Origin of the sequence: Microcystis sp. M49636_WE2 (assembly GCF_030065375.1) — a bacterium.
In the GTDB taxonomy this organism is placed as follows: domain Bacteria; phylum Cyanobacteriota; class Cyanobacteriia; order Cyanobacteriales; family Microcystaceae; genus Microcystis; species Microcystis aeruginosa_C.
This window is the reverse complement of the sequence record NZ_JASJFG010000072.1, coordinates 1-5,400: the sequence shown is the minus strand read 5'-3', so window position 1 is coordinate 5,400 and position 5,400 is coordinate 1. Positions and strand designations below refer to the sequence as shown.

Annotated in this window: 6 protein-coding genes and 1 pseudogene; 3 read left to right on the top strand and 4 right to left on the bottom strand. The window is 43.1% G+C overall.

The window, feature by feature from the left end:
• From PX484_RS01660 to murQ, 3 genes are all read right to left on the bottom strand, one after another.
• Window positions 1-306: DUF4164 domain-containing protein (locus PX484_RS01660; RefSeq protein ID WP_288102716.1), on the bottom strand; the 306-nt coding region annotated here is incomplete at its 3' end.
• 180 nt (window positions 307-486) lie between these two features.
• On the bottom strand, window positions 487-1,977 hold the full coding sequence (locus tag PX484_RS01655) for a site-2 protease family protein (protein ID WP_002800641.1): 1,491 nt from the start codon (window positions 1,975-1,977) through the stop codon (window positions 487-489).
• Window positions 1,978-2,004: 27 nt separating this feature from the next.
• Window positions 2,005-2,925: an N-acetylmuramic acid 6-phosphate etherase gene (gene murQ, locus PX484_RS01650; protein WP_287766826.1), complete on the bottom strand. Its 921-nt coding sequence runs from the start codon at window positions 2,923-2,925 to the stop codon at window positions 2,005-2,007.
• Between the two features lie 194 nt (window positions 2,926-3,119).
• Between murQ and rplU the strand changes: the two genes are divergently transcribed.
• The 3 genes from rplU (at window position 3,120) to PX484_RS01635 (ending at window position 4,638) form a co-directional block, all read left to right on the top strand.
• Window positions 3,120-3,509: a 50S ribosomal protein L21 gene (gene rplU, locus PX484_RS01645; RefSeq protein ID WP_002800643.1), complete on the top strand. Its 390-nt coding sequence runs from the start codon at window positions 3,120-3,122 to the stop codon at window positions 3,507-3,509.
• 34 nt (window positions 3,510-3,543) lie between these two features.
• Window positions 3,544-3,813, top strand: a complete 270-nt coding sequence (gene rpmA / locus PX484_RS01640) for a 50S ribosomal protein L27 (RefSeq protein WP_002744094.1) — start codon at window positions 3,544-3,546, stop codon at window positions 3,811-3,813.
• A 147-nt stretch (window positions 3,814-3,960) separates the two neighbouring features.
• Window positions 3,961-4,638, top strand: coding sequence for a phytanoyl-CoA dioxygenase family protein (locus tag PX484_RS01635; RefSeq protein WP_287766824.1), 678 nt, complete (start codon window positions 3,961-3,963; stop codon window positions 4,636-4,638).
• 487 nt (window positions 4,639-5,125) lie between these two features.
• Here PX484_RS01635 and PX484_RS01630 read toward each other — a convergent pair.
• Window positions 5,126-5,400, bottom strand: a pseudogene (locus PX484_RS01630) (acetyl-CoA carboxylase carboxyl transferase subunit alpha); the annotation flags it as partial.

The following is a 5,400-nucleotide window of genomic DNA, read 5'->3' as shown; positions in this document are numbered from 1 at the left end:
TGCTATCAGAATCCCTCGATTGGTGAATTCCTGATAGGCAACCCTTGCAGTTAATCCATTGATTTTTTCGTCTAAAGCTTTAATATCTCCCTTGAGTTCGGCCTGTCCTATTTCTACTTTAGTTAACCGGTCTTCTATCTTGTCAAATCTCTCGTCAATACGGTTTTCCAGAGAGTCGATTTTCTCGTCAATACGTTTTTCCAGAGAGTCGATTTTCTCGTCAATACGTTTTTCCAGAGAGTCGATTTTCCCCTCAATCCTTGTCAGGACAGCTTCTAGGGAATAAGTGACAGTTTCGTTAGACATTTTGAGCAACTCCAAAAGTCAAATCTTCAGGGGTAAATGCTGGAGGCTATATTTTACGGAAAAATCAGGGGTCTATAGGCGGACACGGATTCCCATTATAAGAAAATTATAAGTCAAGACTTGAGTTTTTGTCAAGCTTTTTTTTGACGGCAATCAATGGCAAGAATTTCGGGGAAGTATTTAGCCACCGATGCCTAACCGTCCTGCTAAACTAGGGCTTAAAGGAATCAGAGTCGCTAACATTAAAAAGAGTAGTAATAAACCCCAACCGGCGCGGGTGTCATCGGGTTCGGTTAACTCATTTAAACTCGGTCTTTCCAACTCTCTTTGTAAAAAAGCGACTAAAATTGTCCAATAGAGAGGAATCGGATTACTGGGATTAACTAAGGAAATAATGCCCAAAATGACCAAAGTGGCCACAGTGGTGCGGCGGGCAATTTTGCGACCATAAATAGCCTGAACAATTCTGCCACCATCTAACTGTCCTGCGGGCAGTAAATTAAGGGCGGTAATCACCAATCCTAACCAACCGATAACAGTTAAAGGATGCACGGAGATAACGGCATTTTGTAACTCGTCGCCCAAAACTATCCGCGCTAAAAAACTCACTAAAATTGAACTTTGGAAAAAGGTACTAGGGATTTGAAAAAGGCTGGCCGAATTAGATAAAGTCAGTCCAACAATTAATAAGATTAAAGAAACCAAACCTCCCAAAGCAGGACCAGCGAAAGCTATATCAAATAGGACACTGCGGTTAGGTAATAAAGATTCAAAACGAGTAATCGCCCCAAAAGAACCAATCTGCCAAGTGGGAAGAAAATAGGGTAAACTGAGACGAACATTATGGCGTTTAGCGATAATTAGATGACCGATTTCGTGGGCAATTAATACCGACCATAAACCCAAACTCAGGGGAATTGCTTCTCGATATCTCTGCCAATTACTAAACAAATCAAAACCCAATAAAATTCCCGCCGCTTCTAAGCTGGTGACAATGGTGGCTACTAACAAAACTAAAGAGAGATTTTTTTGAGCAAGAGTGGCAGGACTAGGATCGTTAGTTTTGGGAAGGATAATTACCACAGGTTTTTCCTCGGTTCCTTCCACCAGAAATAAACGATATTTATCGCCAAAATGATTACTTAATTTCTGGGTTAAGCGAGAGTGAACGATATCCGGTTCTCCTCGTAAATTGCCTTTAAAAATTGCCCCTTCCTGAAAAGAGATAGTCTCGGTGGCAAAAAAAGTATCTATCCCAAAAATGCTCTGAATAACTTTTAAATCCTCTTCGGGAATTGGAATCACATCTGGTACAATTACTGTCACCGCTGCCGTGGTTTCTAGAGGAGTAACGGACTGGCTAACTGCCTGGTTAAATTTCGGTTCAATTATCTGATTGGTTTTCAGTAACCGTAAACGGTTGCCCAAATAAATATAGATAATGGTGGAAGCAACCAGTAAAAAGAGAATTACCGCTAGATTGAGATAAATTCCCGCCGCAAATAGCCCGAAAAAAATTAACCAAGGAGCTATGAGTACCAAGGATTGTAACCAAGGTAAAATTCCCAGTTGGCCGTAGGGTTTAGCCCGATAAAAACTCCAAGTCAAGATAGCACCAGCGACGAGGAAAATAACAGCGACCGCAGCAATTTCCGAAGAAATATTAACCATAGGAAAGTCAAAATCAATAGGTTTTTATCAATCAATTTGATTATAAGCTTGCAGGGCGGCCCGTAATTGCCCTCGATGCTTTTGTAACAATTCTTGTCCTGCCGCCGCCGAAAGTCCCGTTTTCTGCATTAACAAAGCCAGTTTAACCCGGCGGCCACTTTTTTCCAGTAAAATTGCCGCTTCCTCACGACTAATATCGCTAAGGTTACAGATAATCCGCAGGGCGCGGTCATGGAGTTTATGATTAGTAACAGCCACATCGACCATCTGGTTGCCGTAAACCTTGCCTAACATGACCATTGTCCCTGTGGAAAGGATATTTAAAGCCATTTTCGTCACTGTTCCCGCTTTCAGGCGGGTGGAGCCGGCCAGAAGTTCTGGTCCGGTCAATAAGCGGATATCCACATCCACCGCGATCTCGACTTGTTCGGCGGGGACACAACTAATAGCAATCGTCGTCGCACCTCGCTGTTTTGCCGCCTGTAAAGCCCCGTGAACGTAGGGGGTGGTACCCCCGGCGGTAATCCCCACTACCACGTCTAATTCGTCAATTTCTCGCTGGGCAATAATCGCCGCCCCATCTTCCGCTTTATCCTCCAAATCTTCGGAACTACGCACCAGCGCCGCCGCTCCACCAGCAATAATTCCCTGTACCAATTCCGGGGGAGTGCAGAAGGTGGGAGGACATTCGGCCGCGTCCAAAACCCCCAGCCGGCCACTGGTTCCCGCCCCAATGTAAAAGAGTCTACCACCTTTAGCCAGAGCTTGACTGGTCAGGGAGATCGCTAGGGCCAATTCTTGCCGGGCCATGGCGATCGCTTTTAGGGTTTGGGCATCCTCGCGATTGAAGAGATCCACCAATTCGAGCGGGTTTAATTGGTCTAAATTGAGGCTGTTTGGGTTAATTTGTTCGGTTAACAGGTGTCCTCTGCTTTCCCACTGTTCCATAACGGTTTAATTGAGTTTTTCGTAAGATTATTTTCAGTATATAGCCAATCGGTGGGCTAAAAGCTTGACAATTGCCGCCCGAATATTAGATAATAGTAAATTGTGTCAATTCCTGCTCGGATCAGGTGAGGACATTAGCACAAAAGCTGGAATTTTTTCAGCTACCTGTACGGCAAAACGAGCGCAGAAAATTCATGAGTTACGCAATTATTGAGACCGGTGGCAAACAGATTCGGGTAGAACCCGGTCGCTATTACGATATCGAACTTCTTCACGTCGATGAACAAAGTACCCATACCATCGACAAAGTGCTATTAATCCATGATGAGGATGATATTAGCATCGGTCAGCCCTTTATCGAAGGGGCCACCGTGGAAGGGACTGTCATGCAACATCGTCGGGGCAAAAAAGTTATTGTCTATAAAATGCGCCCGAAAAAGAAAACCCGTAAAAAACGCGGTCATCGTCAAGAAATTACCCGTTTTATGATTGATTCAATCAATTATAACGGTAAAACCCTAGTCGCCACTGCTGCTACCTCCGGCGCTGAAGTTGTGGAAGATAGTAGCGATGAAGAAGAATAACTTTTAGAATCAAAAAAGCATTTGGAGAGAAATTATGGCTCATAAGAAAGGTACGGGTAGTACCCGCAACGGACGCGATTCTCGTTCCCAGAGACTAGGCGTTAAGCGCTACGGTGGTCAAGTGGTAAAAGCGGGAAATATTCTCATCCGTCAACGGGGTACTAAAGTTCACCCGGGTAAAAATGTCGGTCGTGGTGGCGATGATACTTTATTCGCTTTAATTGATGGTGTGGTCAAATTTGAATACAAGGATAAAAGTCGCCGTCAAGTTAGCGTTTATCCTGCTGAAGTTAGCGCTAGTTAATCCCATCAACCCTGATTGATTTTTTCCCTGTAACCTCCTAACTCATCCTAGGGGGTTTTTTCAGATAATTTATATCTGTTGACAGGGTAGATCGAGCGCTCATAGATTAAAATAGTCCGAAAGTAGCTCGGAAAAGATGAACTGAGTATGATTCTTAAAATTGCCGATATCTTAAAAAATTTGCCCTGGTCTTTCGATTCTACTGCCGAATTACCCTGGTTAGATCGCTCGCGAGCGGAAAAATCCCTGCAAAAAGCTCGTCAACAACGGCGAATTTCCGAACGAGAATATCAACTCCTCGACCATTGGCGAGAATTGGGTTATTGTATTGTCAAAGATTTAATTCCCGCAACGGCGATCGATAATTTAGTAGCAGAATTAGCCGATTTATTTGTCCTAGAATCGGCTATACCTGGATTAAGAATTGAAGGCATTCAAGCAGAAAATCTACCGGCGAGTTTAAGTCACGAGCAAGTTTTAGCCCTAGATATCGAGCAAAGAAAAGCCTTAGTTAATTCTATTTGGCGACTCCATGCCTTTCATGAGATTTCCCCCGCTGCTCGAGCAATTTTTGACAATCAAAATCTGAGAGATTTAGTTAATTTAATTATTGGCAAATCCTGCGAACCGAGATATTCCATCAACTTTCTGCACGGTACAGAGCAGGGGTTGCATGAGGATATGGCAGTTTTTTATGTTCATCCTGCTAATCATTTAGTCGGTGTTTGGATTGCCTTGGAAGATATTTCCGCCGATGCTGGCCCGCTAATTTTTTATCCTAAATCTCATAAAAATATCAAAGTAACTGACTTTTTTCCAGACTAGCCCGCCGTCAATCTTAAAAATATTACTGCCGCTCAAATTCCCCAATACCAAGATTATGTTAACCAGCGCGCTCAGAATTATGATTGTCAATCATTTACTGCTAAAAAAGGAGAGATTCTTCTCTGGCACGGAATGTTAATTCATGGTGGGGGGAAGATTAATAATAACCTGCTAACCCGTAAATCGATGGTAATTCATTTTATTGCCGAGGGTGGCGATTACAACGATCGGGCTTTGGGGCCTTTTAATTGGTAAGATTAATGTACCAATAATAACTCGGAATTAATCGCACTAATTAGGGCTGGCTGAATAAAGGTAAAATATAGACGAGGTAAGGGGTTTGGGGCTTTTTTGCGAAGCAGGTGCAAGATTTTGAAAGTAGGGGCGAAGCATTGAGGTAATAACCTATCGCTGAAACCGTAGATTTCCTATCCGAATGCTTCTACTTTGTGAACAGGATTTGGTATAACTGATCACCGATCACTGATTAAGCGGTAGCTTCTAAAAATACGCCTAAATTGCGGAATTTTTGATAACGAGATTCGCGCCGTTGTTGGGGAGTTAACAAAGATAAAGCCTCTAAATTTTCACTAATAGCGGCTTTTAAATTGGCTGCCGCTTTAATCGGATCAGCATGGGCCCCTCTGGAGGGTTCAGGAACGATCTGATCGATAATATTTAACTCTTTTAAATCTTTTGAGGTAATTTTGAGGGCAACTGCTGCTTTATCGGATTTTTTGGCATCTTTCCAGAGAATGGCGG